The sequence below is a fragment of the Gammaproteobacteria bacterium genome (assembly GCA_029881255.1).
Taxonomy (GTDB): Bacteria; Pseudomonadota; Gammaproteobacteria; order S012-40; family S012-40; genus JAOUMY01.
This window is the reverse complement of the sequence record JAOUMY010000008.1, coordinates 34,754-60,191: the sequence shown is the minus strand read 5'-3', so window position 1 is coordinate 60,191 and position 25,438 is coordinate 34,754. Positions and strand designations below refer to the sequence as shown.

25 protein-coding genes are annotated in these 25,438 nt (G+C 44.9%); 15 read left to right on the top strand and 10 right to left on the bottom strand.

What is annotated here, in order from left to right; all coding sequences use genetic code 11:
• The first annotated feature begins 5 nt into the window (after positions 1–5).
• The 12 genes from tssB (at position 6) to OEZ43_14790 (ending at position 12,182) form a co-directional block, all read left to right on the top strand.
• The gene (gene tssB, locus OEZ43_14845) at positions 6–488 is read left to right on the top strand and encodes a type VI secretion system contractile sheath small subunit (GenBank protein MDH5546868.1); all 483 of its coding nucleotides are present in this window, start codon (positions 6–8) and stop codon (positions 486–488) included.
• 27 nt (positions 489–515) lie between these two features.
• The gene (gene tssC / locus OEZ43_14840) at positions 516–1,988 is read left to right on the top strand and encodes a type VI secretion system contractile sheath large subunit (protein MDH5546867.1); all 1,473 of its coding nucleotides are present in this window, start codon (positions 516–518) and stop codon (positions 1,986–1,988) included.
• A 15-nt stretch (positions 1,989–2,003) separates the two neighbouring features.
• Positions 2,004–2,417 carry a type VI secretion system baseplate subunit TssE gene (gene tssE, locus OEZ43_14835; GenBank protein ID MDH5546866.1) on the top strand — a complete coding sequence of 138 codons (414 nt, stop codon included), beginning with the start codon at positions 2,004–2,006 and terminating at the stop codon, positions 2,415–2,417.
• On the top strand, positions 2,418–4,166 hold the full coding sequence (gene tssF / locus OEZ43_14830) for a type VI secretion system baseplate subunit TssF (protein ID MDH5546865.1): 1,749 nt from the start codon (positions 2,418–2,420) through the stop codon (positions 4,164–4,166).
• On the top strand, positions 4,148–5,092 hold the full coding sequence (locus tag OEZ43_14825; protein ID MDH5546864.1) for a type VI secretion system baseplate subunit TssG: 945 nt from the start codon (positions 4,148–4,150) through the stop codon (positions 5,090–5,092). The genes tssF and OEZ43_14825 overlap by 19 nt, the downstream gene beginning before the upstream one ends.
• A complete protein-coding gene (locus OEZ43_14820; GenBank protein ID MDH5546863.1) occupies positions 5,092–6,699 on the top strand; it encodes a sigma-54-dependent Fis family transcriptional regulator in 1,608 nt (535 codons plus the stop codon). Before OEZ43_14825 ends, OEZ43_14820 begins: the two co-directional genes overlap by 1 nt.
• 160 nt (positions 6,700–6,859) lie before the next feature.
• Positions 6,860–7,378 (top strand): Hcp family type VI secretion system effector, encoded by a 519-nt coding sequence (locus OEZ43_14815; protein ID MDH5546862.1) that lies wholly within the window; start codon positions 6,860–6,862, stop codon positions 7,376–7,378.
• Between the two features lie 52 nt (positions 7,379–7,430).
• Positions 7,431–9,476 (top strand): type VI secretion system tip protein VgrG, encoded by a 2,046-nt coding sequence (gene vgrG, locus OEZ43_14810; GenBank protein ID MDH5546861.1) that lies wholly within the window; start codon positions 7,431–7,433, stop codon positions 9,474–9,476.
• A gap of 13 nt (positions 9,477–9,489) precedes the next feature.
• Positions 9,490–9,999, top strand: a complete 510-nt coding sequence (locus OEZ43_14805; protein ID MDH5546860.1) for a DUF4123 domain-containing protein — start codon at positions 9,490–9,492, stop codon at positions 9,997–9,999.
• Between the two features lie 2 nt (positions 10,000–10,001).
• Positions 10,002–10,322 (top strand): hypothetical protein, encoded by a 321-nt coding sequence (locus tag OEZ43_14800; protein MDH5546859.1) that lies wholly within the window; start codon positions 10,002–10,004, stop codon positions 10,320–10,322.
• A gap of 1 nt (position 10,323) precedes the next feature.
• Positions 10,324–11,154 (top strand): hypothetical protein, encoded by an 831-nt coding sequence (locus OEZ43_14795; GenBank protein ID MDH5546858.1) that lies wholly within the window; start codon positions 10,324–10,326, stop codon positions 11,152–11,154.
• Complete coding sequence (locus OEZ43_14790) at positions 11,142–12,182, top strand: DUF2169 domain-containing protein (protein MDH5546857.1); 1,041 nt, start codon at positions 11,142–11,144, stop codon at positions 12,180–12,182. Before OEZ43_14795 ends, OEZ43_14790 begins: the two co-directional genes overlap by 13 nt.
• 49 nt (positions 12,183–12,231) lie before the next feature.
• On the opposite strand, the gene OEZ43_14785 is transcribed toward OEZ43_14790, so the two are convergent.
• The gene (locus OEZ43_14785; GenBank protein MDH5546856.1) at positions 12,232–12,690 is read right to left on the bottom strand and encodes a hypothetical protein; all 459 of its coding nucleotides are present in this window, start codon (positions 12,688–12,690) and stop codon (positions 12,232–12,234) included.
• Between the two features lie 75 nt (positions 12,691–12,765).
• Positions 12,766–13,473 carry a hypothetical protein gene (locus tag OEZ43_14780; GenBank protein MDH5546855.1) on the bottom strand — a complete coding sequence of 236 codons (708 nt, stop codon included), beginning with the start codon at positions 13,471–13,473 and terminating at the stop codon, positions 12,766–12,768.
• Between the two features lie 681 nt (positions 13,474–14,154).
• Here OEZ43_14780 and OEZ43_14775 point away from each other — a divergent pair.
• Positions 14,155–15,210, top strand: coding sequence for a hypothetical protein (locus tag OEZ43_14775; GenBank protein MDH5546854.1), 1,056 nt, complete (start codon positions 14,155–14,157; stop codon positions 15,208–15,210).
• Between the two features lie 13 nt (positions 15,211–15,223).
• Here OEZ43_14775 and OEZ43_14770 read toward each other — a convergent pair whose 3' ends face one another.
• The 5 genes from OEZ43_14770 to OEZ43_14750 all read right to left on the bottom strand — a co-directional run bounded on the left by OEZ43_14770 (position 15,224) and on the right by OEZ43_14750 (position 19,833).
• Entirely contained in the window at positions 15,224–16,168 is a 945-nt protein-coding gene (locus OEZ43_14770; protein MDH5546853.1) for a hypothetical protein, read from the bottom strand.
• Positions 16,158–17,222, bottom strand: coding sequence for a hypothetical protein (locus OEZ43_14765; protein MDH5546852.1), 1,065 nt, complete (start codon positions 17,220–17,222; stop codon positions 16,158–16,160). The genes OEZ43_14770 and OEZ43_14765 overlap by 11 nt, the downstream gene beginning before the upstream one ends.
• Positions 17,215–18,177 carry a glycosyltransferase family 4 protein gene (locus OEZ43_14760; protein ID MDH5546851.1) on the bottom strand — a complete coding sequence of 321 codons (963 nt, stop codon included), beginning with the start codon at positions 18,175–18,177 and terminating at the stop codon, positions 17,215–17,217. Before OEZ43_14760 ends, OEZ43_14765 begins: the two co-directional genes overlap by 8 nt.
• 242 nt (positions 18,178–18,419) lie before the next feature.
• The gene (locus OEZ43_14755; protein ID MDH5546850.1) at positions 18,420–19,031 is read right to left on the bottom strand and encodes a methyltransferase type 11; all 612 of its coding nucleotides are present in this window, start codon (positions 19,029–19,031) and stop codon (positions 18,420–18,422) included.
• A 484-nt stretch (positions 19,032–19,515) separates the two neighbouring features.
• Positions 19,516–19,833 (bottom strand): outer membrane protein assembly factor BamE, encoded by a 318-nt coding sequence (locus tag OEZ43_14750; protein MDH5546849.1) that lies wholly within the window; start codon positions 19,831–19,833, stop codon positions 19,516–19,518.
• Positions 19,834–19,950: 117 nt separating this feature from the next.
• Here OEZ43_14750 and fur point away from each other — a divergent pair, with 117 nt between their 5' ends.
• Positions 19,951–20,367 (top strand): ferric iron uptake transcriptional regulator, encoded by a 417-nt coding sequence (fur, locus tag OEZ43_14745; GenBank protein MDH5546848.1) that lies wholly within the window; start codon positions 19,951–19,953, stop codon positions 20,365–20,367.
• 3 nt (positions 20,368–20,370) lie between these two features.
• On the opposite strand, the gene OEZ43_14740 is transcribed toward fur, so the two are convergent.
• The 3 genes from OEZ43_14740 to OEZ43_14730 all read right to left on the bottom strand — a co-directional run bounded on the left by OEZ43_14740 (position 20,371) and on the right by OEZ43_14730 (position 24,176).
• Positions 20,371–21,510, bottom strand: coding sequence for a response regulator (locus OEZ43_14740; GenBank protein ID MDH5546847.1), 1,140 nt, complete (start codon positions 21,508–21,510; stop codon positions 20,371–20,373).
• 87 nt (positions 21,511–21,597) lie between these two features.
• Positions 21,598–23,286: a DNA repair protein RecN gene (gene recN / locus OEZ43_14735; GenBank protein MDH5546846.1), complete on the bottom strand. Its 1,689-nt coding sequence runs from the start codon at positions 23,284–23,286 to the stop codon at positions 21,598–21,600.
• A gap of 5 nt (positions 23,287–23,291) precedes the next feature.
• Positions 23,292–24,176 (bottom strand): NAD(+) kinase, encoded by an 885-nt coding sequence (locus OEZ43_14730; protein ID MDH5546845.1) that lies wholly within the window; start codon positions 24,174–24,176, stop codon positions 23,292–23,294.
• Positions 24,177–24,337: 161 nt separating this feature from the next.
• Here OEZ43_14730 and hrcA point away from each other — a divergent pair, with 161 nt between their 5' ends.
• Positions 24,338–25,393, top strand: a complete 1,056-nt coding sequence (hrcA, locus tag OEZ43_14725) for a heat-inducible transcriptional repressor HrcA (protein MDH5546844.1) — start codon at positions 24,338–24,340, stop codon at positions 25,391–25,393.
• Positions 25,394–25,438 lie beyond the last annotated feature (45 nt).

The following is a 25,438-nucleotide window of genomic DNA, read 5'->3' as shown; positions in this document are numbered from 1 at the left end:
GTAGCATGTCAAATGATGTATCAGTAGCACCGAAAGAACGCGTCAATATTACCTATAAGGCCGCGACAGGTGACGCTCAGGCCGAAGTTGAGTTGCCATTTAAAATGCTTATGCTGGGCGATTACTCGGGTAAGAAAGATGAAACGCCTCTTGAAGAACGTAAGGCCATCTCGATAGATAAGGACAACTTCAACAGCGTTTTGAAAAGTCATGGGATAGAGATGAGTTTTAACGTAGCTAACAAGCTGAGCGCCGAGGAGGGAGAAGAGATGTCGGTGGCGCTGAAGATAGAAAACATGCGCGATTTTGAACCGGAAAGTGTCGCCTCTCAGATACCTGAAGTCAATCAGCTCATCGAGTTGCGTAATGCGCTCACGGCGCTAAAAGGCCCGTTGGGTAACGTACCAGCCTTCAGAAGAAAGCTGGAACAAATGATGTTGGACGATGAGCTTCGCCAAAAACTATTAGATGAAATCACGAAGTCGTAATGACTGTGTAGATGTGAGGAAAATAAAATGACTGATACTGTAGCAGAAAAAACAGAACAGAAGGCAGAATTGGGTTTGCTAGAACAAATCATGCAGGAAACTCGAATCAATCCGGCTGAAGAGGCTTATACCCATGCTCGTCGCGGCATTGAAATATTTGTCGACCAAATCGCTAACGCAAATAGAAAGGTAGAAAAGGTCGACAAGGAACTTATAGATAATCTTATCTCTTTGCTGGACGAAAAAATCAGTAAACAACTAGATGAAGTTATGCACAATAACTCGTTTCAGGCTGTCGAGTCCGCTTGGCGCGGCCTGAAAATGGTAGTCGATCGCGCCGACTTCCGTGAGAACGTGAAGGTAAACGTGTTGAGCGTTTCCAAGGATGACTTGTTGGCTGACTTCGAAGATTTTCCCGACATCACCAAATCAGGCTTATATAAACACGTCTATACTGCTGGCTATGGTCAATTCGGTGGCGAACCCGTTGGCACTATGGTTGGCAACTATGCCTTCTCACCATCGTCCAACGACGTAAAACTATTGCGCTATGTTTCAAACGTGGCGGCAATGTCTCATGCGCCGTTTGTCGGTAGCGTAGATCCAAAATTCTTTGGCATAAGCGATATGCAGGAATTACCAGATCTGAAAGACATCAAGTCGATATTTGAGTCCCCAGTTTACGCAAAATGGCAGGGTTTTCGTGAGACAGAGGATGCCAGATATGTCGGTTTAACTCTTCCACGTTTCCTCATGCGTGTGCCCTATGGCAAGTCCACAAATCCGGTTAAGGGCTTTGACTACGAGGAAGACGTCAGTGGTTCGCACGAAGACTATTTGTGGGCGAATACCTCGTATGCCTTCGCTACACGCCTGGCCGATAGTTTTGCCAAGTATCGCTGGTGCCCGAATATCATCGGTCCTCAGAGCGGTGGCATGGTAGACGATCTCTCGCTACATCACTTTGAGGCCATGGGCGAGATACAGACCAAGATTCCTACAGAAGTTTTGGTGTCTGATCGCCGTGAATTTGAATTAGCAGAGGAAGGATTTATTCCGCTTACCATGCGTAAGGGTTCGGACAATGCAGCGTTTTTCTCTGCCAACTCTGCCCAGAAATCCAAGCGTTTTCCTGATACACCGGAAGGAAAGGCGGCAGAAACCAATTACAAACTCGGTACACAACTGCCTTATATGTTTATCATCACTCGTCTCGCGCACTATATCAAAGTGCTACAGCGTGAGCAGATCGGTTCGTGGAAGAACAAGATCGATCTGGAACGTGAACTCAACGGCTGGTTGAGACAATATGTTTCGGATCAGGAGAATCCCACCGCAGCAGTACGCAGTCGTCGTCCTCTGCGCAAGGCGTCTATATCGGTTTCTGACGTAGCGGGTGATCCAGGTTGGTATCGGGTAAATCTGGATGTCGTACCTCACTTTAAGTACATGGGTGCGTCGTTTACCTTGTCGCTTAAGGGTAAGTTGGATACAGAGTAACAGGACTGTTCACGCATGTCAGGAGTACGTTTTTTCAAACGGCTGGCATTGGGTATACGGCACGTGGATGCAATGGCCTTTGATGAGAGGGCCACTGTTGAGTCTGTGCATGAGCATTTGAATAAAATGCTCAATACACGGCAGGGTAGTGTTCCTGCATTGCCAGACTATGGCTTGCCGGATTTCAATGACATTGCTCGGCGATTTCCCGATTCTGTTCATGAGTTGCGTCGGGAGATTCACCGTTGTATCGGCCAGTACGAACCTCGCCTGACCAATGTCATTGTCGAGTATATTCGTGATTCGGAGAATCTTCTTGATTTGCGATTTGAAATTCGGGCGGACGTTCTCGCTGGAGACAAAAAAAGCAAGATCTACTTTGAGACCACTATGCACTCATCGGGACAGATTGAATTGAGGGGCTGGTAGATGACGTTTCACCGCTATTACCAGGACGAGCTGACCTATCTTAGAGAAATGGGGCAAAAGTTTTCTGCTCACTATCCTAAGCTAGCGCCGTTTCTCGCGATAGATAGTGCTGACCCAGATGTCGAACGTTTACTTGAGGGTTTTGCCTTTTTAACGGCAAAGCTACGACAAAAAGTCGATGACGAGGTGCCCGAGTTTACCTCAGGGCTTCTGTCCAGCATTTGGCCAAACTTCATGCGCCCGGTACCTGGCATGTCTATACTCGCGTTCACACCCATCGCGAATAGTATACGCGGGAAAAAGACGATTGCTCGGGGCAGCGAGGTGGATTCCAAACTGGTCGAGGGTATCCGGTGTCGTTTTCGGACCTGCTATGACGTCGATGTCTATCCGATACTTGTCGATGCCGTAGAGGTGCGTAGTCTTTCGGGCAAGTCCCAAATAGAGATCACGTTCAAGACCGACAGCGGCCAGCCCTTTAGCGAAATCCAGCTCGACACTCTAAGACTGTTTTTGCATGGTGACAGCAGAAAGACCGACTCCTTATACATGAATCTGTTGTCTCACCTGGATGGCATTGGTTTACAATGCGGGAGTGAGGAACTCCCCCAAAGTCTTACTGGTTTAGACCTGCATCCTATCGGTTTTGAGGACCACGAAAGTGTCATACCTTCACCAGACAATGTTGCTAACTTCTACCGCACGCTTCAGGAGTACCACTGTTTTCCGGACAAGTTTCGTTTTTTTGAGATACGTGGATTCGATCCGCTGCGCGCAAAACTTCTAGGGAACAAACTCTGTATAACGCTGTATTTGGATAGAGAGCTGCAGCCAGACTGCTATCCAGTGAAAGATAGTTTTCGTCTGTTTTGTACGCCTATCGTCAATATATTTGAACGAGACGCGCAACCTCTACGTCTACATCCTGCCAAAACAGAATATCTGATTAAACCGTCTGCAAACGATAAGCAACACTATGAAGTGTTTACCGTCGAAGAGATGAGCGGCAGCATCCAAGGAGAGGTCGATCGTCGAAAATATCGCAACTACCATGACGTAAATAATGTATTGCAACATATCGCAGGCGAGGATGAGGGAGACTATTACCAGTTACGCCATGTCCCCAGTTTTGTCGGAAGAAACGTCGATATATATGCCTCGTTTGTACATGCAGGCAAAGGATATGTGCGCAAGGCCGACAGACCAGAGGTCATCAGCGTCAAGCTAAGTTGTACCAATGGAAATTTAAATCGCCACCTCTATATTGGCGATATAGACCAACATAGCGCGAGCACTCCGGAATATGTGAATTTCGAGAACATCACCACAGTCACCCAGTCATACCCCGCGCCGATTCACCTTGGGGTGGATTGGGCATTGATTGGGGCAATGAGCGTGAAATTCCGTTCAATAACAAAACTCGAAAGTTTCAAACAATTGGTCAGCCTTTTCGACTACCCTAGCTACTATAGTAAACAGGCTCATCGCATCCACCAGCGACGCCTGGAGGGAATTCACGCCATCAAAGTCTCTAAAGTCACGCGGATTAAATCCCAGTTGCCTGTGCGTGGCATGCAAGTTTGTTTTGATGTTGATTCGGAAAAATTCACTAGTGAAGGTGAGATGTATTTTTTCTTCACAGTCGTTAATCACCTGTTGAACGCTACTGCTCAGTTGAATACCTTTGTCGAGACGATGGTTGCTGACCGGGCAACCGGGGAAAGCCATATATGGCCATGGAAACACTAGCGTTAGAACTGGAACAACCCTGGCGCAACTTGCTCGAGGGAGATGTAAGATCATATCGGTTTTTTGCAGCTGTAGATGAAATCCTACAGGGAAAGTCGGCCGACACACCATTATGGTTTAAGACCAACCCGTCATTGGGCTTCAGGCATAGCGATATCGAAAGCCTTTTTACGACTGAGGCATCAGACGAAGACGCTGTTTCCAGCTTAAACATGATGATCAATTTCATTGGCCTACACGGTGTGAATTCCCCGTTGCCAACATTTTACACAGAGGACTTACTTGGCTTACACGAAGACGAGGCTGTGGTAAGGCAGTTTTTCGATTTCTTTAACCATCGCATTATTGAACTACTCTATTTGATCTGGAAGAAGTATCAAGTTTTCTATGAACACCAGGGAACACATTATGCGGGCGAATCATATCTTGCCCGAGTTTCGGGACTAGAGTACGAGCGGGATGACGATCGGCATGTACTCTCAAAGCTGGTCACTTTGTTGGGGAAGGATGGAATATCCAAACAGAATCTCCAGCGGGCATTGAGCGTATTGATTGGCACAGCGAGAGTCGAGGTAACGCCAAATACCCCCAGGAGGATTCCGTTAGAGAAGGATAGCTTGACATTACTTGGTGGCAAGAATTCATCATTGTCTGGCGAATGTGCCTTGGGGAGGGCAATCGAGAGTTGTGAGTTTTCGTTTTCGATACGCGTTTGGCTGGAGTCTATGTTCGACTTTCGCGCATTAAAGGAACGAATTGACGGGTGGTTAGATAGTTTTGGTTTACATTGTTTTGACTACGATTTGACTTTTCTCGTACGTTCTAGCGCGGTCAAATCCGCGGAACTCAATGGACAAACCGCAATGATAGGCAGTGCCAGATTGGGGCAGGATGTAGACGAAGAATATATCGAAATAAAATTATAATGAAAACAATAAAAATGACACCCATCGAGGCCTTTGTTGAACTCGGTGTAATCGTGAATCAGAACATCGACACGGGCAGTACCTTTGTAAAGGTTTTGCAGTTGCTTGGTGATCTAACTGGCGCAAGACGAGTTGCGATATTTTTGTTAGATGCTACAAAGCGCCGTTTGTATACAGAGAAAATGTGGGTGGATGGCGATATTGAATCGGTAAGAGGTTTGGATCCGATCGAGTTAAATTATCACGGCAATAGAAATTCACCCAATCTTCTTGTCTATTCAGCAGTGACTGGAAAGTCAATTGCGCTGAGCAATATATATAAGGTTCACGAATACACACTCGATTGGTATTACCACCTGGACAAGCAAGTCGGTGAGCGAACAGAACAACTATATGTTGCGCCCATAGTCGACAAGCTCGGCAATGTAGCAGGGGTGATGGTGCTTTCTGACATATCTAATGAGCTGTTTTATAGAGACGAGGGAAAACAAATTCTGAGCAGTTTCGCCTCTTATGCCTCCATGATGATAGAAAACCAGCGCTATCGTGCAGAAAATTCGCGGCTCATTCGAATACTGGAAGCGGCAAATCGAGATCTTCACGCAGAAAACAAGGCGTTGAAAAAGAATATTGACAGGAAAGTTGATCGAGAAATTCTCCTTGCTAGCAGCAAGTCGATGAGAAGCGCATATGACCTGGTAGACAAGGTCTCTCGTTCTGCCGCGACAGTTATGATTAGCGGCGAAACAGGAACTGGAAAGGAACACATTGCGCGATTGATACATGACAACAGTGAACGTAAAGGTGCCTATATCACACAGAATTGCGCAGCCCTACCTGAAAATTTGCTTGAAAGCGAATTGTTCGGCTATAAAAAGGGCGCGTTTTCGGGTGCCGATAAGGACAAGCCAGGACTTATTGCGATGGCGGATGGCGGCACATTGTTTTTGGATGAAGTCGCAGAACTGAGCCTGCCCTTACAGGCAAAGTTACTCAGAGTCATCCAGGAAGGAGAGTTGCGTGCACTCGGTGCGACGACAATTCAGAAGGTAAATGTAAGATATGTTGCCGCATCACACAAAAATCTGACCTCGTTAGTTTCTGAGGGCGAGTTTCGTGAGGATTTGTACTATAGGCTCAATATCTTTCCTATCCATCTACCGCCTTTACGTGATCGAAAAGAGGATATTCTTCCGCTAGCGAAACATTTTGTGGAAGTGTACGCAGAGTCCTACTCAAAAGTCATCAAGGCGGTATCACCTAAGTATTATGAACACCTGGAACAGTATTCCTACCCAGGGAATATTAGAGAACTTAAGAATATTGTAGAGCGTGGCGTAATTCTTGTGGACGACAACGGTTCTCTCACAGTTGAACATTTGCCAGATATTGTGCGTGACTCCTCTCGTCAGAATGTGAGTGAAGTTAAGGGCAACAACGGCATGGATGGTTTGAAGCAGTCATTGGAGCACTATGAGGCAGCGCTTATTATCGAAAAGCTGCAGCAGCATCACTGGAATCAATCGCAAGCCGCGATAGCATTAGGCATCGGCAGGCGTACACTGATAGACAAGATTAATCGCTATCAGATAAGTCGGCCGCAATAGTGTGCGAAGATCTGCACACTATTTCGCCGGTGCGCAGATTTTCGCACAATGCAACAATAAGAAATAGTTAGTATTGAGAAGAAAATCAACAACATATAAATTGGCACCATTGTTGATATATAAAAATAGAAATTAGAAATATTTAACAAGGAGAAAAACAATGCCTACCCCAGCGTTTATGAAGATAGAAGGTTCCACACAAGGCTTGATCACCGCCGGTGCGTTTACACTGGAGAGCGTCGGTAACGTATTTGTCGAGGGGCACGAAGATGAGTTTATCGTGCAAGCCTTTAATCACGAAGTAACAATTCCGCGTGATCCGCAAAGTGGACAGCCTACCGGTCAACGCGTACACCAGCCTATGACAATTACCAAGGTATTCGACAAGTCGTCACCCTTGTTATATCAAGCATTGACTACGGGCGAGAATCTTTCGGTGTGTGAGTTGAGCTGGTATCGCACTTCGCCAACGGGTTCAATGGAAAAGTATTTCAGCATGAAACTTGAAGATGCGATTATCGTAAACATCCGCGCTACGATGCCGAATTGTCAGGATCCTTCACAGGCACACTTCACTCATCTTGAAGAAGTGTCTTTTGCCTATCGCAAGATTTCCTGGGATCACGTTGCGGGCGGTACTGCAGCGTCTGACGACTGGCGCGCGCCGGTTGTTGCCTGATAGTTGATAGCTAACTGCCCCGTAGCGATATGGGGCAGTCAATGCAAACACTATGTCAGTCAGCGACAGACACTACCGCTACGGTTTAAGGATAAACGGTTTGGACGCCGTGCTCGGTGTCGTCCGTTTTACCATGACCGAAGGATTGAGCAAAAGCTTTGCACTCGAAGTTCAATTCGTATCATCTGAAGCAATCGAGCTGAGTAGTGCGATTGGCGTTAATGCCTCATTGACTATCATTAATGCTAGCGACGAAGTCGTTAGACAATTTAGTGGCCATGTCGCGAAGCTGATTGCAAGCGGCATATCGCAGCAAGGTAGTTACAATTATTCGATTACTGTGGTACCACTTAGCTGGTTTCTCTCCAAACGCAGTACATCTCGCCTCTATCAACGTATGACCGTACAAGACATCATCGTCGAAAAATTGGAGCTTGCCGGAATACCCGGTGACCAATACGAATTTTTACTGAGCGGTGATCACTCCACTCAGGAATACTGCACACAATATCAGGAGACCGATCTCGATTTTGTGCAGCGCATCATGGACGAAGAGGGCCTATTCTATTTCTTTCGACATGATGCAGAAAAGCACGTCCTGGTGATTGCAGATGATCCATCCGCCTATCAACCATTGGAAAGCCCCAACAAAGTCTTTCGCTATGCTTCCTCTCTCGCAACGGATACACCGTTTATTTCGCAACTCAATATACAACATCAGGCGGTTGAGACGGCGATTAGCATGCGTGATTATGATTTCATGCATCCAAGCCTGCGTCAGCAGGGCTATGCTCAGTCTGATGACCTGGGTTTAGAGAGCTATGTCTATCCAGGAAAATTCAGCGATCCCGATCAGGGTGAGGTCAAGGCACAACGCCTGCTGGAAAAACGACAGGTATTTCGGCAGTTCGTGGACTTGCGTTCTAACTATCCGGACTTGAGTAGCGGTAGTCTACTAAGCATCTCCGAACATGGAATGATTGCGCCTGAAGATGAGTGGTTAATTGTAGAGGTCGTGCACAGCGGTACGCAAGGCCAGGCCAATGGAGTTCTGAGTGCCGGGGGAAATACTTACAATAACAAAGCGACCTTAATACCCTCGGCGGTACCGTTTCGTCCCGGCAAGGTTATACCCAAACCGCAAATTGTAAGCACACAAACGGCAATCGTGGTTGGACCAGAGGGAGAGGACATATACACGGATGAGTTCGGCAGGGTAAAGCTTCAGTTCCACTGGGACAGACAAGGTCAATATGACGAAAACAGTTCGTGCTGGGTTCGTGTGAGCCAGAGCTGGGCAGGAGCAGGTTGGGGCAGTTTCGCAATACCGCGTATAGGCCAGGAAGTCGTTGTTCAATTCATCGAGGGTGACCCAGACCGTCCGCTTGTGACAGGGTGTCTGTATGATGCGATACGAAAGATGCCTTACGATTTGCCTGATGCCAAAACCAAAACCGTGTTGAAAACCAATTCTTCACCTGAGGGTGGTGGGTTCAACGAATTGAGTTTTGACGATCAAAAAGGTGAAGAAAGCATCTACTTTCATGCCGAACGAAATCTCGAGAAGCGAATAAAGAACGACGATTTGCAGTGGGTCGGAAACGATCAACACTCCATCGTAAAGAATGACCAGATAAGTCTTGTTGAAGGCGATGTACATCAGAGCGTCATGGGAGACAATTTTGAGCGCATCGACGGCAGCATGTCTATGCAAGTCGGTGCGGATGTTCAACTCAAGTGCGGCGGTGAATACGGTTATGAAGCCGGTGGTGACGTACATATCAAGGCCGGTGCAAATCTCGTCCTTGAGGCCGGTAGCGAAGTCACAATTAAGGTCGGCGGCAACTTCGTCAAGATCGATAGCAGTGGTGTGACTATTGTTGGTGGCAGTATCAAACTCAATAGCGGTGGCTCCGCAGGGAATGGAAAAGGCGTTGCCATCGACGAGCCGTTAGAGGCATTAGAGGCCGGTGAAAGAGAAGCGGCCCAGGCTGTGGAGGCCCCGGAAAAACCTGAATCCTATAGTCCCGCAGCAATGACATTGAAACAGGCTGCGACAGAAGGGGCTGCTACGATTGCTCCGTGTGAAGGTGCGTAGGAGTTATGGCAATATGAGTCAGTTAAAATCTGTCCTATTTGATACAACACCGGTGAATGTCTTTGCTGTTCTTGATGGCGCCTCGATACCCGGTCTACTCGATCGACTATTTCAATTTCGCCCGCGACACGTTTGTCTTTTGCGCGGAAAGCTCACTCCTGATATGGCTGAGGTAGCGCCATATCTCATTGCCCTGGATGCTCAAAATGGCTTTACCGAATGGGTGCTCAAACATGCTAAACAAAAGAACTGGGGTATATTTTTTCGTTCTGTATTAAATGAAAAACAGTTGCGTCGCAATCTGCGCGAGCTATTGCGAGCGGAGTTACCCGATGGTCGACAGGTGATGTTTCGATTCTATGATCCGCGGACTTTAAATGTTTATCTTCCCAGTTGTACCACGCCGGAACTGGAGACATTCTTTAAGGACGTTTATGACATTGTTCTTGAGGATGATGAAAACAAGGTTACGCGCCGATTTCACTTGGCCAATGGCTCCCTGCTGCAAGAGGTTTTGCATTAACAATGGCCGGTGCTGCACGTCTCGGAGACAAATCCCATGCCCCAGCCGATGTGCATGGTTGTCCAGCTTGTGCACACCCGGTCACTGGGCCGGCAGTTGTCGGTTCAGCGGATGTATTGATTAATAACATGCCCGCATTGCGAGTTGGCGACAAAGGTATACACGCGGCGTGCTGTGGGAGTAATACCTGGCAGACAACCGCCGGTAGCGGTAGCGTCTTGATCAATAATCTCGGCGCGGTACGGTTGGGAGATTCCACGCAGCATTGTGGTGGAGCAGGGAATGTTATCGATGGCAGTACTGATGTCTTGATTGGTGATTGACATGCCAGCTCCGCAGGAATCTCTGTTCAGTCAGCAAGCAAAAACCTTTTTCACTGCCAATGGCATACAATTACCTATGGATTGGCAGTCGCCAGGCGAGCAGTTTTGCGATGCGTTTGCTGCATCAGAACGTAGTGTGTCGCCCAATTCTCCCACCAATCTTTTTGCCCAGGCGACGCTAAATAAATATCACGTCGATGCGGCGGCAGATATCGGAAAAAAATTCGAGACGTTTATCGATGCCAGTATTTCAGCAATTTGTAGTGCTATAGATCAGTGGATGAAAATGACCACGATTGCAGGCGCAGTCATAAACGGTCCGAGCGGGATGTTAATGCCAGGCAATGTTTTAGGTCCGCCCTTGGCACCACTGATACTTGCAAAAGCACCGCAAGCCACTGCGTTTGAACTCAAATATTCGGTAGCGATAGCCAACGCTATCGGCAGCGCCTGGCAGGCCTGGCACGCGGGATTGATGGGCAACTTGATGTATCCGTCTTTCGCCGCTTTTCCCGGACCGATGGCGCCACCGACTCCGAACGTACCCGTGCCTTTGTTGATGTTTTCATCGGCAGGTGACGCCGGTTTAAGTGCGAGTACCTTGAAATCCAGCATGCTTGCAAATCTTGGGGATCCACAGGCTTTACACGCCAAGGAATTATTCGATGCTATCTGCAAGGCGTTTGAATTGCAGTTACTGACCTTCAAGTCCACTACGATGGTCCAAAACGTACTCGGGACTGGTCCAATACCAACATTTGCGCCACCGTTCGTTCCAGTTGGACCGGTGCTTGGTGGAGTAGGAAACGGTGCGCCAGGATGTCTGTGCTAACAATCGACGTTGATAAGGCTATCGTGTCACAGGTATTTCCGTTTCGATGGCCTGATAATTCATGGCGCGCAGTGGTCGTTGCAAAGAAGAGCTGGCGTATACAGCCACATGGCCTGGAAGCGATTCAAGAATACCCTACACCGATATTTTTCACTGATCAGTATTACGAAGACGACCCAGCAAACAGTATTCGTTATGCATCTGACATGGTGCCATACAAACCAAATATTGATGTCGTTGTGATCGCCGATGCCCATGCGCCTGCGAACAGGGCAATAACGTCGATGAATGTTTCTCTGCGCGGTGGAGCGATTAACAAGTCTTTGCAGGTATTGGGTGAGCGACACTGGATAGAAGGATTGTTAACAACATCCGCCAGTCGCCCACAAAAATTCGCGCAAGTGCCGCTACGATATGAATATGCTTTTGGCGGACTCGATCGTCATAGCAGCATTCCGCATCCGGACAATCCCCATGGGTGTGCCTACATATCGAAACTCTTCGCTGGAAAAAAAGTTGCCGGCAATTCGCTACCAAGAATTTTCTACGCCGACGATGAAGCGTACAGTATCAATAAGAATACGCGTGTGGCAGGCTTGGGCTTCCTGGGTGCTAGCCATCGATCACGAACAGCTTATCTCGGAACCTATGACAAACACTGGCAAGAAACCCGATCTCCCGAGTTAGCCACGGATTTCAACTTTGCTTATTACAATAGTGCACCAGTTGATCAACAGGCACCTCTAGGGAGTTTTTCTGGGCAGAGCATTGAATTGCGTGGCATGTCGGCGGCAGTAGCTATAACAACTATCCAATTACCGGGTAACAATTTGAGTTTAGAGATAGGCAGGGAAATCGCTACTCCAATGTTGATGGACACAGTTGTGATTGATATCCCACGTTGCCTTGTGTATCAGGTTTGGCGGCAGCATCTTCCGTTGCAGACGCCGGATATTACGGCGGTACCAGACTTAAAATTCTACAGCTCATCTGTAAAGAAAAATAAAATGGGCATTGCAGAGAATTGATGTATGTGTTTACAATTCGCATTTTCTGAGACTTCGTGAATACCAGTTGCTAATTTGAGCGGTCTTGTATTTGATTTTTCATAACATAGCCATTATGTATCCAGATGCCCTTGTTAACTTCATTTACCCCGTCTACCGCATAGAGGATTCCCCAGAAATATATTCCGAGACCGACGAGCGAAGAAATACCGCCAGTCGCCTGGGCTGCTAGAAATCCCGCTATAATCGATCCCACTCCAATAGAGATACCCACTTTTTGTTTAATGTTACCTCGGTCCACTAACTCTACGGATTCGGGAGATGACTTAACAAACTCTTTGATGTTTCCATAAAACATCCCGGCGTCATACTCGTTTTCATCTCGAACTATATAGGGACCCCCGAAGCCCATTTGAATATACACGGCTTCCTTTTTATATTGTTCTGGTAGTTCTGTTTTGTATGATGCATATGTCGCGGGCGTGAAAATAAGCGCTACGATTGATAAAACAAGAAATTTTGCTGTCATTCATTTTCCACTTTAGTTAATAAACATGTACTTGACTACAATCTTGTAGATTTGCCGGTTGAATCGAGGATATGTCTAGAAATACCAGGTAGCACCAAAACTAAAGTCGAGACTATTGCCGACAATTTCCTTGGCTGTATATCCAGACGTGTCTATGCCTTCAATCAAAACATCTTTTCCTTTGTAAGTAACCAGATGAGCTCGTACACCGAGATACAAGGCGACACCTTCACGTGTTATTTTTTCCAATGCGATGTCGAACATTGGTGCGATGGTATCCAAATAGTTAACTGCAAAATCAGCACTACTATTTTCTTCGTGTTTCATGCTGAATTTTGTGCCCGTATGATAAGTAGCGCCAATTCCAGCGATCACGTCAATTCCGCCCATTCTATGCTGATAGATATACATGATATGTAGCATGTTTGTCGAAAATGTAGCGTCAAGATAGCTCAGTTCAGGATTTTCAAAATTACCCTTAGCCCGAAACCCCATGCCAAGGCGAGAGTGCTGGTCCAGTGTGTAGGTAAGGTCAACCCCAAACAGAAGTCCCCCACCGTTATCCAAATAGCTACTTCCACTGGTTTCTTGGCTTGTCTCTCCGTTGATGAGGATATAATCCGAGATGAGGACCTTATCCTGTCCAACGGAGTAGCCAAGTACAGGGCGTAGACCAAAACTGCCGGTATCACTTGAATATGCATTATTTGGGAGGCAGAAAATAGTCATTAAAACCAAACTTATAAGTATAGCGAGAAGGTGTGATCGTTTTTGTTGTTTCATGTGACGTCCGGGTATTGGTAATAATTATTTGAATTTGGCAAATAATAGCGGTTTTTCTGTTTTGTGGCTAGTCAACGGACTTCTATATGGACAAGATGTGCGCGCACTTGTTAGCTCTTGGTTTTCAATGGAGAAACTACAAAGATGGCGGATGAAAGTGGCTAATACATTCGGAGTTAGAACTGTTCGCAATAAAGTACTTTTCTAGAAAGATGTCAAAACGTCAGGGGAATGGCTAGAGTTTTGGTAGCTTAATAAGTAGAAGGAAATTCGTCAATAATAATTTCTGACGAAGTGAATTATAACTGAAGCGAGATTATGTGGTCTAAAAATAATTGATTGCAAATTGAGTATGTGATTATTTAAAAAGTGAATGCCTTATTTGAAACTACGAGAGAAAAGGTTTTAATATCATGAAAAGTATTTAGAGAAAAAAAGTCAAAAAATTCAATTATAATTGGAGTCTATTGATGATTTTAGTTCGAAATAAATATTTTACAACTCAAAGTGGTGCAAAGTGGTCAATGTGCAAAAAATAAGTAGAGATAGAGAAAATATTGAGATGGGTAATGTAAACGTTTACGCCATGTAATTATATTTGAATGGGTGAAATAATTTTGATAAAAATCACGCAGTCTGCTATTTTTGCTAGCTAGAATTCGGCCGATTAAAAAACTGCTCATGCCAAATTATATAATTGTTGAAACATCCTCACATGCGGAATGCATATACTCCCAAGTGCTCTTTCTGAAAGAAGCCGGAAACCAGGTGCATTTCATTGGGGATATTAGGCTTAAGTCCAGGGTAGAGGCGTTTGGATTTGATAGTTATACCTATTACGATTTTGATGATCATCGTTGGACAGACTTGTTGAAGGTGAGAAGTAAAATTGTATCACTTAAGCCCCGCAGCGTAATATTCAATACTGCTCATGGAAATATCGTTCGATCATTGTGTTTGCTGCCATATCCAAAGGAAATAAAATTTGTCGGCATAGCCCACAACGTAAATAAACTTCGCTCCGGGTTTTCTCAAAAGATGATTTCGAGGAAAATTAAAAATTACTTTGTGCTAAGCGACGATTTAGAAGAGTCACAGAAAGGTTCACTTCCCAATCTTAGTCTCGAGTCATTTTATCCGATATTCTATCCATCATATAGAGATATAGATTTGCATAAACCTAAAAATGAAATATGGGTAACTATCCCAGGCGAAGTGCTATCACACAGAAAGGACTATCCGGGTATATTCGATGCTATTCTAAATGCAGAAAGTTATCCTTCAAAACTCAAGATTATTGTCCTGGGAAGATGCAAGAGAGAGTCGGGGCGAGGATTAGAGATACTCGACTGGATAAACGAGAACAATATGAGTCATGTGATCAGGGCGTTTGACTACTATATTGATGATGATTTGTTTCATTCTTATATCAAGAATAGTGACTATATTATGCCAGCAATCCATCCTGTACAAAGTGACTTTGATGAATTCTTGAGAATCAAGATTTCAGGTGCGTTCAATCTGGCGTATGCCTACAATATTCCTATGCTGAGCCATGAGAAGTTTAGAGAATTTAAAGATTTTTGTGAAAATTCGGTATTTTATCGAAGCGATAGTATTATCGATGTTCTGACTCAGATAAGCCAGGGAAAGGTGACGCCACCTGTAAATGCATACACTAACGAAAAGTGGAGCTTTAAATATCAGCAAGAAAAATATCTCAAATTCTGTAGTTGATACTGTCTCTCCATTAATGGTTCAACCGTTGAAGAAAATATTCAACCTGCATTTTAGCCTGGTTCTCAAGCGAATAGTGTTTTCTGACCTTCGTTGTATCGAGGCTGCGTAATCTGAGAGCTTCGATGCATTTTTCTATACTATTATCATAGTCATCTAAAAATACAATGCCGTCATAGTACTGTGTCAGGTCGATATATGAAGGAATTTTATCGGCGATAATTGGGATGCCTAAGACGGCAAAGACTAAAGCCTTAAATGCACTATGTCCTAAATTGTAGGAAGAATTTAGATCTCTTGGTAAGAGCGCAATATCGCATTTGATGAGTTCTTTCGGAAATGTTTCGTATCGCCACTGGGTGTAAATATATTCAAACTCAAGTTGTTCATCTGTTATGGTATTGTCGGTAATCAGGTGTATACGTTTGTCTATTTCGCTTGCGTAACGATTCAGAAATACCGATTTTTGCGCGACACCTGACCAGCCAAAAAGTGGCTTATCAAAATTGATATCTCCCTTCAGTGTGGAAAAGTGGTCTAAATTTATAGGATCTTCCATTGTGTAAACGCTATTCGCGTATGGAGCCGAAAAACGCGCAATCTGGCTCGAGGCACAGATGATGCCATCTGCTGTTTTCGCGATCTTGTGGGCATATTCCAACCTTTCATCGGAAATCTCCCAACTTTTTTCGAACAAATTAATACAGGTGTCAAAATAGACTGTTTTACTGATGAGTTTTAGATACTTAAGAATGTAATAGTATTTTGGCTTGGACTTTCTGTATACGATGGCGACGTCGTATTTCTTGAAAAAGTTGTTGAAACTGACTTCGACACCAAGAGCCTTGTATGGATCGATCATCTGCCATATTCGTATCCAGGTCGATGCAGCACTCTTGTTATAGTCCCTGTTGGTATTAGTGAAAAATAGTCCTAATTTAATATTTCTATTGTTCATGCTTTCTGCTTTCATTGGGATCACGTATTTTCAACAATGAGGAAAAAATGTTGTCAGTGTTGATCCTGAAATTATTTCTTTCCGATATCAAACTGTTTCTGAATGATGACTGTTTTTCAAAATGAGTGTTATAGTTATTCACGATAACCGATAGTGTTTCCAATATTTGGTCAACTTTATTTTCATCTATTCTGTAATTAGACTCGAGTAAGTAGTCTTTGTCGTTGCCAGCAGTACCCCGGTTGTTGACTAACACAACACAGCCACGCATGGCCGCTTCTCGCGGCATTCTATCTCTTCCAGAAAAAATCCCAATCTCTACGAATACCATTGCTTTGGACATAAGGTCGAAAACAGTGGATGAAGGGAGTTTCCTCAACTTTATAATCTGAAAGCCAGGTAGAAGGCGTTTAGCTCTACTTATCCAGGCCGGTTGGGTGTGTGGCCCGAATAGTATCAGTTTCTCTCTTAGTGGAAGAACTTGCTCGGTGTAAAACTCGTCCCGAATTGGGTTGTGAAGAACCCAGGTCTTTGCGCCTTTTTCGCGGCAGTAATCGCCGACAAAATAAGAATTACTAAGGTGAAATACTTCCCCATTCCATATGTCGAGATGTGACTTGGCATACTCGTTCAATTTTCGCTGCATGTTTTCTATGGCCCCTGAAGAATAGCCAAAATACGATTTACACTTTATGAAAGTTCTGAAAAACTTAATATTGAAAGGGGGGCTCCAGCTTGGCGTTTTAAAGTAGAACAACAAGCCGAGCCAATAAATCATCTTTCCAGCATGGTGAAACTGCAACAAAAACGGTACCAGGGTCTCGGGTACAACAAAAAGTGTTTCAGGGTCGTCAGCTAAATCTGTGCATCTTTTGACTTTATAGGCCAAATAGTAATCACTTTGTATGATTTCTTCTTTAGGATTGAGGTAATACATGGATGCATCGTAACCAATAAGCGATAGTGTTCTGCACAGATTGTGAAGGCTGTTGACACCGCCGCTAATCAGCACGTCTCCGGGGCAACATATGACGATATTTTTAAACTTACTCATTAATTAATTCTTTATAGAGTTCGACGTAGCGATCAACGTTCTTTTTCCATGTAAATGAGTTGGCATATTTGATTTCCTTTTCGGCCTTTATGTTGTCGAAGTCAGCCATACCTTTTGCGAATATTTCTCGCATTTCACTGGGTTCGAAGTTTTTCCAGAAATAGGCATACTCATTCCCGATTTCTTTTAGGCTGGTGCGGTCAGAGCAAAAAACCGGCTTTCCACATTTCATAGCCTCTATAACAGGTAAACCAAAACCCTCGGCTATTGATGGGAATAAAAACGCTTCGCAATGTGTATACAGATAGTTCTTTTCTTCCTCAGAGATCATTCCAGGAAGAATTACGCGCTTATCGAGTCCGGAGTCGGCTATATCTTTTTTGATTTGATTGCCATAAGCAGTATTGCAATCACCAGCAATAACTAAAGTATATGTATCAGGTAGGCTCTTTAAGAGTGGTATTAAGGTGTGAAAATTCTTTTTGACTGTGAAAATGCCGATTGAAAATAGAAAATTGACTGGACACCAGGCAGGTTTAGAAGTGGTGATACAGGAATCGGTAACTCCGTTGTAAATGACGCGCTGTCTTTTTGATCTATCAAAGTTAAGATTACTATTTGTATCGTTTTTGGCGAATTCAGATATAAAACAGAGCGAATCAACGGCATCAATAATCTGCTGCATTTTTCGCTTATATTTTAACCGTTTTCCAGTATTTTTGACATGCATGAAGTTTATGTCGTGTACCGTCATTAGCGACTTTTGCGCATGACGAAAACTATAACTCGGTGATTGGTACAGCAAATGAACGAGATCGAATTCTTTCATGTAACCAGAAAACTGGCGTTTCCATGCCGTAAGTCTCACTATGCCGTGCCCAAAGAAGTCGTTCTCTGGATAGTTCTTCGGTACAAGAAAGGTATAATCATACTCGTTGTTGTTAATCAGTTCCATTGCATATTCAATAGACACCCGACCTAGTCCGCTATTAAGATTGTGTATCTTGTCAATACAGACAAGTATTTTCTTTTTTTGGTCTTTCATTGTAAGAGTGTTGAGCTAGAAAATTGCGTTATGTAGTTCATATTTAGAGTTAATAAAGTCGGCTTAAAGAGTGTGATTACAAAAACTGAGCCATAATATTGCATTAGGATTAAAAATATACGGAATAGTTATTATTCAAGTGAAATATTTTACTATTTTGCGACTCTGAGCGTATAGGAAATCTCGGATGCAGGGAAGAGTCGGCACAGACGGCGTTCATAGAAATCTTGCATCGCAAAATTCAGATTCACAATTTTTCGAAGAAGTGGGACGGTAACTCGGTCAAAAATGTTCATTCGATAAAATGAAATCTTTATTGTATCAATTTCGTAACGAGTATCCGTATAGAACGCGGGAACGAGTCGTTTTGGGAAAGGCTGTTTTTCAGGAGATACAAAATAGTTCATTGTATATAACCCAAAGAAACGCACGTGAGTTGGATCTGAGTAGTAGTATGGATTGGAAAAATGAGGAACAACAATATTTAAAATACATCCAGACCGTGCTATCCGATGCAATTCTTTCATTAATGGTAGAAACTCAATTACATGTTCCAATGCATGGCGACTATAGATATGACTAACAGAATTCTCTGGAATTTTCTCCAATGGTTTATTTAAGTCTGCGACGATGTCTACACCGTCCATTTTGAGATGGTCGAGGCCATAGTAGCCCTCGCGATATTTGCCAGCGCTTCCAAGCTCAATTTTCAACGGTTTTTCTATAGCCAGATCTTTTTCAATGTCAGGGTTTATGAGTTCCATGGAATGTAGGCTCCGAATTTACCAAATCTGCAATCTATAACTAACATTGTTCACACGATTACCAAGTATCGAGTATTCAACTGTTTGTGTCAAAATGACTTTTAAAGGAGTCGCCTAGTAGTACCTATAAAATGGCAAAACCGTCTAACGACACTTCATTTCGACCGATATATTTACTACTGATGATTGTTCCAATTTCGGGCTTCCGAACTGACTAAACACACCGGTCTATAGTTCGAGAAATTCAATATCCTTATTTAATGTTTCTTGAAAACCTGGTGGGAGTGCAGAAGAAAAGCGCAAAGGGACTGACTATCGCGAATTACCGGGGAGAAGAAGAAAAAGAAACAGAAAATCTTTGATGTCTTCCGGTCCGGTCAAATTATACGCGTGAAATGAAGCCCATCATGTTAGTTTATATAGTAGGTTTGCTATCTGTTAATTGCAGTTATCAGCAAACACGAAGTCAATACCGGACACCTACCTAATTAACATTCACCACATCAATCTTCGCCACCTTGTCATCTTCAAAAATGAGTGTGACCCGTTTGTATTCTGCAATCTTGCGCTTATTGCCGGGTTGCATGGTGAAAACATAGTCCCAACGGGCGCTGTGAAAGGGATCTTGTATCATAGGCGAACCCATCACGAAGGTAACCTGGCGTTTGGTCATGCCGGTTTTAATCTGTTCAACCATTTCCTTGGTGATGACGTTGCCTTGTTGAACATCAATGCGATGCATGGTGCAAGCGCTTGAAAAGATAAATAAAAAAATGAATATCAATAGAGTGGATTTAGTCATTGTATTCCATAAGGGTATTTTGAAGACGGCTAATTTTATCTGAATTAGATGCTTTGTGGTATAGTCGCACCACAATTTCCAATCAGCAATATCAACGTCAAATAAGTGGCTATTGGCATGCAAATTCCTAATCTAAAAGATGTCGGTTTGAAAGTGACGACCCCCAGGCTCAAAATTCTTGAGTTGCTGGAGGAAAACACCGAACAACACTTCAGTGCAGAAGACATTTACACCCGATTGAAAGAAAACGGTGAAGATATTGGGCTTGCGACAATATACCGCGTGTTGACCCAGTTCGAGGAAGCCGGAATTGTGTGTCGACACCGTTTTGAGGACGGTAGGGCTATTTTTGAGCTCAATACTGGCGAGCATCACGATCATATCGTATGTTTGCAATGCGGTAAGGTTGAGGAGTTTGTGGACGAAATTATCGAAAAACGCCAGCGTGAAATTGCGCAGCAGGCAGGATTTGAAATGACGGATCATTGCCTTTATATATATGGCCTTTGTGGGCAGTGTCAGAGTAAGAAATAGGATTCATGAACCGGACTTGATGGACAAGCTCTTCCTAAGCGCACTTGAAATTTGATCAAACGCTGAAAGTAACCGATCACCTTTAGCCATCGCGCTTTCAGATTGGGCTATCAGTGCCTTCACTATATCGCGAAAATGTTGTTCCTGTTGTTCGGTTAGTCCGATGCTAATAAAGGCATCTTCTACAGCGCTATTCATGGTCTCCATGGCGCTGTTAATTTCCGTATAAATCTGCTCGAAAGTACTTTCCGCTTCCAGCGTGGATAGCTGGACAAAATTGATTAATTCATTGCGTTTATTTTCGAGATTGTTTTGCTGTAGCGAATGTACGCGAGCCTCTAACGCGTCACCCAAGGCACCTAAGGTATCCTTTAATACACCGTAGCGAGACGGGCGATCAACAGGCATGTTTTTTATCAACAAAGTAAAATTTTTGTGGGTAATTATGGTGCGTTGCCCAAAATCTACAAATCGTTTACCCCCGCGCGTCATTTCCATAATGTTGATTTCCAATGGCGTTACTTTACCGTTAGATGAATAGGAAAGCGCATCGCCTTCGACAAAAAAAGTCATGCAGGTTCTGAGTTCGAGATTATTGGTGACTTCGAAGACTTTTTGGGCAAGTTCCTGGTAGTTTTGTACATCAAGACTGGCCTTATAAAAGGAGATAATCTGGCCGAGGTCAGACGAGTAATTCATCGCTTCCAGTGCGGCGCTAGTTGAAGCAGAAGCCCTTTGTTTCAGTTCAACAGTGGTGTTTTTAATTTGAAGAATGCGCTTAATTTTTTGCTGTAACTCTTCGTATAACACAGGCTTAGTTACGTAGTCGTCTCCGCCACAGGCATAGCCTTTTAGTTTTTCTTCCAAATCTGTGAGCGATGAGGCAAAGACAACAGGTAGGTCTTTCATTTGATCATGGGATTTAATTCGACTACAGAGTTCATAACCATCGAATCCAGGTAGCAGAATATCGAGTAATGCCACGTCGACGTGCTGGTGGTTATTCTGTAAATATTCCCACGCACTTTCAGCGTCTTCTTTTTCAACTACGTCGTATCCAGACTTGTTCAAAAAGATGCGAGCGATATCACGCACGTCGGGCGCATCTTCTACAAACAGTACGGTTGGTCGGTGTTCTGACATGGCATGCTAAAACTAGGAGATTAGTATTGTTATCGACAGCCTTAGCAGGGCGGTTGAGGAAAAAACGTCAATTAGCCCGCAGAGTAATCATAATTCCTCGATAGAGAGGGCACCCGCGGTGTCCAACATTTCTCGGGCATGGGAGAGACTGGTTTCAGTAATTTGTACACCACCGAGCATGCGGGCGACTTCGTGCTGTCGTTGTTCATCAGTCAGCGCCTGAAATTGCGTGAAAGTCTCTGATTTTCCAGAGCTTTTCTTAACCAGGTAATGGTGATGGCCTTGTGCGGCGACCTGCGGCTGGTGGGTAATGCAGATTACCTGGCGTTTGTTGCCCAGCTGTCTAAGCAATTGCCCCACGACTTCCGCTGTGCCACCGCCTATGCCTACATCGACCTCGTCGAAAACCATGCTTGGTATACGTGCAACCTTGGCTGTGACCACTTGTATGGCCAGACTGATTCTTGACAGTTCTCCGCCGGAGGCGATCTTTTGAATGGCTTGTGGCTTTTGTCCCTTATTAGTCGCAACGCAAAAAGAAACTTCCTCGTTACCATGACGACTACCACCTTTGCCGTTTATGGTATTTAGTTCGATAGATAATTTCGCGCCACTCATGCCGAGTCTGCCAAGATATGAAGACACTTCTTTCGAGAGTCGAGCTGCCGACTTCTGGCGTACTTCGCTCAAGGAAGCAGCGAGTGACTGATATTCTGCCGAGAGAAACTCAATCTCTTTATTAAGCTTTAGTAGCGTGCTATCCGCATCTTGCAGTGAATCGAGTTCATTCTGCAATTCTGCGACGAAACTATATAGGGTCTCGGGCGAACAGTGATGCTTACGCGCCAGACGCATGTAGTCGCCTATGCGATCTTCGAGCCACTGGAAACGTTGTGCATCCCATCCGGAATCATCACTGATTGAACGTAAATCGCTAGTGGCCTCTTTAATTTGCACAACCGCACTATTGAGTAGTTCTACGCTGGATTGAATGCCGGAATTAAATTGCGCGACTTCTTCGAGCAGATTGACGGCTTGATTTAACTGGCTGGCAATAGACTGATTATCTTCGTACAGAAGATTGAGGCTTTCGGTAATGGCTGATTCAATGCGCTCATGATTGGACATCGCGCTGTGCTCTTGTTCCAGGTTTTCCCACTCGCCGGCTTGTGGTGCAAGTTCCTCTAATTCATTTAGTTGAAACTTCAGATAATCCACGCGAGATTGACGCTCATTTTCGGCACTGCGGATTTCTTCATACCGGGTTCGGGTTTTTTGCCATTGTTGCCAGGCAAGTGAGACCTGAGATAACAAGTCCTGGTGCTGGCCAAAATTGTCTAGCAATTGTCGTTGATCATTAGGGCGTAACAATGATTGATGTTGGTGCTGGCTGTGGATATCAATTAACAGCTCGGCGAGTTCCTTGATAAGCTGTAGCGGGGCAGGGCGACCATTGATATACGCTTTGGAGCCGCCTTCGCTATTGATGGTGCGACGAAGAATACATTCGCCGTCATCGTCTAATTCATGTTCTATGAGCCACTGTTTGGCGCTCGCATTCGACTGGATATTAAAACGAGCCGTAATTTCAGCGCGCTTGGACCCTTGTCGAACAACTGTGGTATCCGCCCGGTCTCCCAGGGCAATGCCAAGTGCATCAATGGCAATGGATTTACCAGCGCCTGTTTCGCCGGTAAATACGGTCATGCCGTTATTGAGTTGGAGTTGAAGTCTGTCGACGATTGCGAAATCGCGGATTTGTAGTTCTTGTAGCATAAATGTTAAAGCCGGATACCCCAGTGTAGTTTGGTTCTCAGAATCTGGTAGTAATTATAATCCTGTGGATGGAGCAAGGTCACCTTCCCATTAAACTGACTAACGCGGATCTTATCACCTGCGGTGACGCCAAGGTTAATCTGACCGTCACAGGTTACCTGCGCTCGAGCATGACCCTCTTCACTGATGGTAATTTCTATCACGCTTTCACTATCCACCACTAGCGGCCGTTGTGTCAGCGTATGCGGGCAGATAGGGACTAACAATATTGCCTTAAGGGCTGGGTTCAGAACAGGCCCTCCGCCGGAGAGCGCGTAGGCTGTTGAACCAGTAGGGGTCGAAACAATTATCCCATCTGAGCGCTGGACATTGACAAACTTGCCGTTGATCGTAGTGCTGAATTCCAGCATCCGCGCCTCTTCCCACTTGTGCACAATGACATCATTGAAGGCAATGCTTTCGCTGATACTGGTTCCGTCCCGAATGATATTGGCCTGAAGAAGCATGCGATCTTCCACGGTGTATTGACCATCGAAGATTTCGTCGAGCTTATCCTGATAATGATCCCATGGGATGTCGGTTAGAAAGCCCAGGTGTCCGAGATTGATGCCGACCAGGGGTACATTAAATCGCGTCAGGGAACGGGCGGCATTTAAAAGGGTACCATCTCCCCCTACGACGATAATGAGGTCACACAGCTGCCCCATGTCTTCGCGGCTGATGTTGTTTGCATTGGGGAAGTCTGAACGCAAGGCGTCCACCGTCCCTTGGTCTATGTGGACCTCGCAGCCACGCGCCAGGAGGTAATCACTAAGGGCGCATAATTGGCTACCAATTTCCGTATTCGCGTATTTTCCGATAATACCGATTTTCTTGAAATCCTGTGACATGGTCTCTCCCCGATTTAACAACAAGTTAGCACGTTTACTATAGCTCGCCAATATTGCTTCAAACTTGACAGTCTCACATCGAATTGATAGCGTCCCGACCGGCAGCACTCTTGCTTGTTGAGTGCTAATAAAGTTGGCTAAGTCTTGTCTAAATGGTTGTTATGGCGGCACAGAAATCAGCGACAGAGCACACTCAATTAAGTGAACGTGCCCAGATACTGCTTAAATCCCTTATCGAGAAATATATTGAGGGAGGGCAGCCTGTAGGTTCGCGTACGCTCGCCAGTGCATCCGGACTGGAGTTGAGCCCAGCCACTATTCGTAATGTGCTTGCCGATCTTGAGGATATGGGTTTGATCGCCTCGCCACATACCTCTGCAGGGCGTATACCGACAAACAAGGGTTATCGTGTGTTTGTCGATTCCCTGGTAAAGGTGGCTCCCATGCGCAAAAAGGAGGTCCAGACCATCCAGCGCATGATTAAATCAGAGGGCAGCCACAAGCAAATTGTTTCCACGGCCTCAGATATTCTCTCTGAAGTCACTCGAATGACCAGTCTGGTCATGTTGCCGCGTCGCACCCACAAGGCCTTGCGCCAGATCGAGTTTCTACCCCTGAGCGAAAACCGGGTATTGGCTATCGTTGTTATTAATGATTGCGAGGTGGAGAATCGGATTCTGCATCTGCGCCGTTCGTATACTCAGAGTGAGCTGCAAAAAATCGCCAATTATCTCAACTCCGTTTTTGGGGGACGCGAGATTAGTGAAGTGCGCCGAAATCTGTTAACCGATCTGAACCAGGCCCGCCAGGACGTGAACGACTTGATGACAGATATGGTCGAGATGGCGGATAAGCTGTTTCCAGACGGAGACACGGAAGACCTGGTAATGGCGGGGAAAACGAATCTGCTAGGATTTCAAGAGCTTACTGATACTGAGCAGTTACGCAAAGTCTTCGATACCTTTAAGCAAAAGCAGACCATACTTGAGGTGCTTGATCAGTGTCTGGTATCTCAGGGAGTACAGATCTTTATCGGTTCCGAATGCGGTGTAAATCAATTAGAGGGATGCAGCATTATTTCGTCTCCTTATAAAGTAGAAGGCGAGACTGTCGGTGTGCTCGGCGTTATCGGTCCTACGCGCATGAATTATGACCGCGTGATCTCCGTTGTAGATATCACCGCGAAATTGCTTGGTTCCGCATTGGAATTTAAGTAATCAACCCTTATATAGAGGACAATCACCTTTAATTCATCGGATTTT

What these genes read in the sequence shown, in the direction of transcription:
- tssB (MDH5546868.1), top strand. Translation starts at nt 6, where the DNA reads ATGTCAAATGATGTATCAGTAGCACCGAAAGAACGCGTCAATATTACC.
- tssC (MDH5546867.1), top strand. Translation starts at nt 516, where the DNA reads ATGACTGATACTGTAGCAGAAAAAACAGAACAGAAGGCAGAATTGGGT.
- tssE (MDH5546866.1), top strand. Translation starts at nt 2,004, where the DNA reads ATGTCAGGAGTACGTTTTTTCAAACGGCTGGCATTGGGTATACGGCAC.
- tssF (MDH5546865.1), top strand. Translation starts at nt 2,418, where the DNA reads ATGACGTTTCACCGCTATTACCAGGACGAGCTGACCTATCTTAGAGAA.
- OEZ43_14825 (MDH5546864.1), top strand. Translation starts at nt 4,148, where the DNA reads ATGGCCATGGAAACACTAGCGTTAGAACTGGAACAACCCTGGCGCAAC.
- OEZ43_14820 (MDH5546863.1), top strand. Translation starts at nt 5,092, where the DNA reads ATGAAAACAATAAAAATGACACCCATCGAGGCCTTTGTTGAACTCGGT.
- OEZ43_14815 (MDH5546862.1), top strand. Translation starts at nt 6,860, where the DNA reads ATGCCTACCCCAGCGTTTATGAAGATAGAAGGTTCCACACAAGGCTTG.
- vgrG (MDH5546861.1), top strand. Translation starts at nt 7,431, where the DNA reads ATGTCAGTCAGCGACAGACACTACCGCTACGGTTTAAGGATAAACGGT.
- OEZ43_14805 (MDH5546860.1), top strand. Translation starts at nt 9,490, where the DNA reads ATGAGTCAGTTAAAATCTGTCCTATTTGATACAACACCGGTGAATGTC.
- OEZ43_14800 (MDH5546859.1), top strand. Translation starts at nt 10,002, where the DNA reads ATGGCCGGTGCTGCACGTCTCGGAGACAAATCCCATGCCCCAGCCGAT.
- OEZ43_14795 (MDH5546858.1), top strand. Translation starts at nt 10,324, where the DNA reads ATGCCAGCTCCGCAGGAATCTCTGTTCAGTCAGCAAGCAAAAACCTTT.
- OEZ43_14790 (MDH5546857.1), top strand. Translation starts at nt 11,142, where the DNA reads ATGTCTGTGCTAACAATCGACGTTGATAAGGCTATCGTGTCACAGGTA.
- OEZ43_14785 (MDH5546856.1), bottom strand. Translation starts at nt 12,690, where the DNA reads ATGACAGCAAAATTTCTTGTTTTATCAATCGTAGCGCTTATTTTCACG.
- OEZ43_14780 (MDH5546855.1), bottom strand. Translation starts at nt 13,473, where the DNA reads ATGAAACAACAAAAACGATCACACCTTCTCGCTATACTTATAAGTTTG.
- OEZ43_14775 (MDH5546854.1), top strand. Translation starts at nt 14,155, where the DNA reads ATGCCAAATTATATAATTGTTGAAACATCCTCACATGCGGAATGCATA.
- OEZ43_14770 (MDH5546853.1), bottom strand. Translation starts at nt 16,168, where the DNA reads ATGAACAATAGAAATATTAAATTAGGACTATTTTTCACTAATACCAAC.
- OEZ43_14765 (MDH5546852.1), bottom strand. Translation starts at nt 17,222, where the DNA reads ATGAGTAAGTTTAAAAATATCGTCATATGTTGCCCCGGAGACGTGCTG.
- OEZ43_14760 (MDH5546851.1), bottom strand. Translation starts at nt 18,177, where the DNA reads ATGGAACTGATTAACAACAACGAGTATGATTATACCTTTCTTGTACCG.
- OEZ43_14755 (MDH5546850.1), bottom strand. Translation starts at nt 19,031, where the DNA reads ATGGAACTCATAAACCCTGACATTGAAAAAGATCTGGCTATAGAAAAA.
- OEZ43_14750 (MDH5546849.1), bottom strand. Translation starts at nt 19,833, where the DNA reads ATGACTAAATCCACTCTATTGATATTCATTTTTTTATTTATCTTTTCA.
- fur (MDH5546848.1), top strand. Translation starts at nt 19,951, where the DNA reads ATGCAAATTCCTAATCTAAAAGATGTCGGTTTGAAAGTGACGACCCCC.
- OEZ43_14740 (MDH5546847.1), bottom strand. Translation starts at nt 21,510, where the DNA reads ATGTCAGAACACCGACCAACCGTACTGTTTGTAGAAGATGCGCCCGAC.
- recN (MDH5546846.1), bottom strand. Translation starts at nt 23,286, where the DNA reads ATGCTACAAGAACTACAAATCCGCGATTTCGCAATCGTCGACAGACTT.
- OEZ43_14730 (MDH5546845.1), bottom strand. Translation starts at nt 24,176, where the DNA reads ATGTCACAGGATTTCAAGAAAATCGGTATTATCGGAAAATACGCGAAT.
- hrcA (MDH5546844.1), top strand. Translation starts at nt 24,338, where the DNA reads ATGGCGGCACAGAAATCAGCGACAGAGCACACTCAATTAAGTGAACGT.